The following is a 3783-nucleotide window of genomic DNA, read 5'->3' as shown; positions in this document are numbered from 1 at the left end:
CACCTCCGGCGACCACACCCTGTTCGTCGGCCGTGCCGAAACCTTCGGCACGCTCGGCGACGGCCCCGCGCTGACCTTCGCCGACAGCCGCTTCACCCCGCCGCGCCCCACCGAGCCCAAGGAACTGCCGTGACCCATGTGCTGATGTTCCCCGGCCAGGGCTCCCAGCGTGTCGGCATGGGCGGCGCCGCCCTGTTCGACCGCTTCCCCGACCTGGTCGCCGAGGCCGACGAGGTGCTCGGCCACTCCCTGCGCGAGCTGTGCCTGAGCGACCCGCACCAGCGCCTGCACCACACCGCCTACACCCAGCCCGCCCTCTACGCCGTGAACGCCCTGTCCTACCGGGCCCTGCGCGCCGACGGCATGCCCGCCCCCGACGCCGCAATCGGCCACAGCCTGGGGGAGTACAACGCCCTGTGCGCCGCCGGAGTGTTCGGCTTCACCGACGGACTGCGCCTGGTCGCCGCCCGCGCCAGGGCGATGTCCCGCGTCACGGACGGCGCCATGGCCGCCGTCATCGGCATGGACGAGGCGGTGATACGGCTGCTCCTGCGCCGGGCCGGTCTCGAAGCCGTCGAGGTCGCCAACCTCAACACCGCCGACCAGACCGTCGTGGCGGGACCGGCGGCCAAACTGGACACCGCCGCGGCGCTCCTCAAGGACTCCGGCGCCACAGCGGTGCGCCGCCTTAAGGTCTCGGGCCCCTTCCACACCCACCACATGCGCCCGGCCGCCCACGAGTTCGCCCCGCACCTCGCCCGGACAAGCCTCGGCGAACCGGCGTTCCCCGTCTACGCCAACCGCACCGCACGTCCCTATGCGCCCGGACACATCGCCGAGCTGCTGACCGAGCAGATCGACCACCCCGTACGGTGGCACGAGACGGTGCGGCGGCTGCTCGACGCCGACCCCGACACCCGGTTCCAGGAGGTGGGGGCCGGACCGGTCCTCACCCGCATGGTCCGGGCCATCCGCACCGAGAGGACCCCCTCATGACCACCGCCCTCTCCACGGCCATCCGGCCCCGGCCCGTCGAAGACCCCGCCCTGCGGCTCTTCGTCCTGCACCACGCCGGCGGCTCGCACGTCATCTACACCCACTGGGTCACGCACTTCCCCGCCGACTGGGACATCTGCCTCCTGGAGGCGCCCGGCCGCGGCCCGCTCAGCGCCCTGCCCGCACACGAGGACTGCGCCGGGCTCGCCGCGTTCCTGCTCGACGGCGTCCAGACGCTGCTCGACGCCCCCATCGCGCTCTTCGGCCACAGCATGGGCGCCCTGGTCGCCTACGAGATGACCCGCCAGCTCATCGAACGCGGCCAGGAGCAGCCGGTGTGGCTCGGCATCTCCTCGTGCGAGGACCCCTTCACCGAGCAGCCGCCCTTCGGCGGCGAGCTGCCGCTGCACCTCATGACCTCGACCGGCCTGCGCGACGCGCTGGCCGCCATGGGCGGCCTGCCGACGGCGATCCTGGAGGACGACACCATCTGGCAGCTGTACGAGCCACGGCTGCGCGCCGACTTCAAGCTGGTGGAGACGTGGCGTCCGCGCCCCGCCGACCGCAGCCGCATCCCCGTCCCCTGCTCGCTGTTCGGGGGCGAGAGCGACCACGTGGTCACCCGGGACCAACTGCTCGCCTGGAACCAGGGGATGGACCACCCGCTGGGCGAACACTTCTTCCCGGGCGCCCACTTCTACTTCGACCAGCAGGCGCCGCTGATCGCCGCCCAGATCACCGAGGAGATCGATACGGCGGCACCGGGCCTGGCGGGCTGGTGATCCTCGCCGTGCGGATGCCCGCGCGTCCGCCGTCTCGTCAGTCCGCCGTGGCCGTCTCGTCGGCCTCCCCACGGCTGCCGGGGGAGACCGTGCACTCGATCTCATCGTCCCGCACGTCGCAGGTGACGGTGTCGCCCGGACCGATCTGGCCGTCGAGGAGCATGGTGGACAGCCGGTTGTCGAGCTCGGTCTGGATGGTGCGGCGCAACGGCCTGGCCCCGAACTCCGGCTGGTAGCCCCGCTCCGCGAGCCACTCCTTGGCCGCGTCGGTCACCCGGAGAGTGACCTGCTGGGCGTGGAGCCTGCGACGGCTGCGCTCAAGGAGCAGGTCGACGATCCGCACGAGGTCGTCGCGGGTGAGCGCGTGGAAGACGACCACCTCGTCGATGCGGTTGAGGAACTCGGGACGGAAGTGGCCGCGCAGCTCGGCCATCAGCTCGTCACGGATCTCCTCGACCGCGCCCTGGTGGCTCAGGATGAGCTGCGAGGCGAGGTTGCTGGTCATGATGACGACCGTCTGGCGGAAGTCGACGGTACGGCCCTGCGCGTCGGTCAGCCGTCCGTCGTCCAGTACTTGCAGCAGCAGGTTGAAGACGTCCGGATGCGCCTTCTCCACCTCGTCGAACAGCACCACGCTGTACGGCTTGCGGCGGACGGCCTCGGTGAGCTGGCCGGCCTCGTCGTAGCCCACGTATCCCGGGGGTGAACCGACGAGGCGCGAGACCGTGTGGCGTTCCTGGAACTCGCTCATGTCGAAGCGGATCAGCCGGTCCTCCTGGCCGAAGAGGATGTCGGCGATGGCCTTGGCGAGTTCTGTCTTGCCGACGCCGGTGGGGCCGAGGAAGAGGAAGCTGCCGGTGGGCCGGTCGGGGTCGCCCATCCCCGCACGGCCGCGCCGGACCGCCTGTGCCACCGCGGTGACCGCCTCGTCCTGGCCGATCACCCGCTCGTGCAGGGTCTCCTCAAGGCGGATCAGACGCTCGCGCTCGGTGGCCGTCAACTGGGAGACGGGGATACCGGTGCGCCGGGAGACGACATCGGCGATGTCCTCCACGGTGACCTCGGCGGCGGGCGCCCGTTCGCCGTCCAGGCCCGACAGCCTGCCCTCCGTCTCCCCGATCTGCCTCTTGAGCCCCGCGGCGCGCTCGTAGTCCTCGTTGTGGACGGCCTCGTCCTTCTCCCGGTTCAGCCGGGTCAGCTCCTGGTTGATCTCATCCGCCTCGGGGCTGTCGGCGCCGCCGCGCAGCGCCACCCGGGCACCCGCCTGGTCCATCAGGTCGATGGCCTTGTCGGGCAGGAAGCGGTCGGTGATGTAGCGGTCGGAGAGCGTTGCCGCGCTCTCCAGGGCCGCGTCGGTGAAGCGGACGCCGTGGTGGGCCTCGTAGGAGTCGCGCAGGCCCCGGAGAATCTCCACGGTCTCCTCCACCGTGGGCTCCGGCACGATGACCGGCTGGAAACGGCGTGCGAGTGCCGCGTCCTTCTCGATGTTCTTGCGGTACTCCTCCAGGGTCGTGGCGCCGACCAGGCTGAGGTCGCCGCGCGCCAGCGCGGGTTTGAGGATGTTGCCCGCGTCCATGGCGCTCTCACCGCCGCCACCTGCGCCGACGACCGTGTGGAGTTCGTCGATGAACAGGATGATGCTCTCCTGCGCGTCGGTTACCTCGTCGATGACCTTCTTCAGGCGCTCCTCGAACTCCCCGCGGTACTTCGATCCGGCCACCAGACCCGACAGGTCCAGGGCCACCACCCGCCGGTCCCGCAGGGTCTTGGGCACGTCGCCGGAGACGACGCGCTGCGCGAGTCCCTCCACGATGGCGGTTTTGCCGACCCCTGGATCGCCCAGCAGTACCGGGTTGTTCTTCGAACGCCGGGAGAGGATCTCCACCGTCTGCTCGATCTCCTCCGCCCGGCCCACCACCGGGTCCAACTGCCCCGCCCGGGCCTCGTCCGTGAGGTCGCGGCCGTACTCGTCCAGCGTGGGCGTGGCCGTGGACCCGCCCGCCGC

General features: G+C 71.2%; 3 protein-coding genes. 2 read left to right on the top strand and 1 reads right to left on the bottom strand.

Annotated features, from left to right (window positions below):
• Positions 1–129 precede the first annotated feature (129 nt).
• The gene (fabD, locus tag AB8Z36_RS33990) at positions 130–996 is read left to right on the top strand and encodes an ACP S-malonyltransferase (RefSeq protein ID WP_369217242.1); all 867 of its coding nucleotides are present in this window, start codon (positions 130–132) and stop codon (positions 994–996) included.
• Positions 993–1778: a thioesterase II family protein gene (locus tag AB8Z36_RS33985; protein WP_369217241.1), complete on the top strand. Its 786-nt coding sequence runs from the start codon at positions 993–995 to the stop codon at positions 1776–1778. Before fabD ends, AB8Z36_RS33985 begins: the two co-directional genes overlap by 4 nt.
• Positions 1779–1815: 37 nt before the next feature.
• On the opposite strand, the gene AB8Z36_RS33980 is transcribed toward AB8Z36_RS33985, so the two are convergent.
• Positions 1816–3783: ATP-dependent Clp protease ATP-binding subunit (locus tag AB8Z36_RS33980; protein WP_369217240.1), on the bottom strand; the 1968-nt coding region annotated here is incomplete at its 5' end.

Origin of the sequence: Streptomyces flavofungini (assembly GCF_041028215.1) — a bacterium.
GTDB classification, from domain to species: Bacteria; Actinomycetota; Actinomycetes; order Streptomycetales; family Streptomycetaceae; genus Streptomyces; species Streptomyces flavofungini_B.
This window is presented reverse-complemented; position numbering and strand designations above follow the sequence as displayed.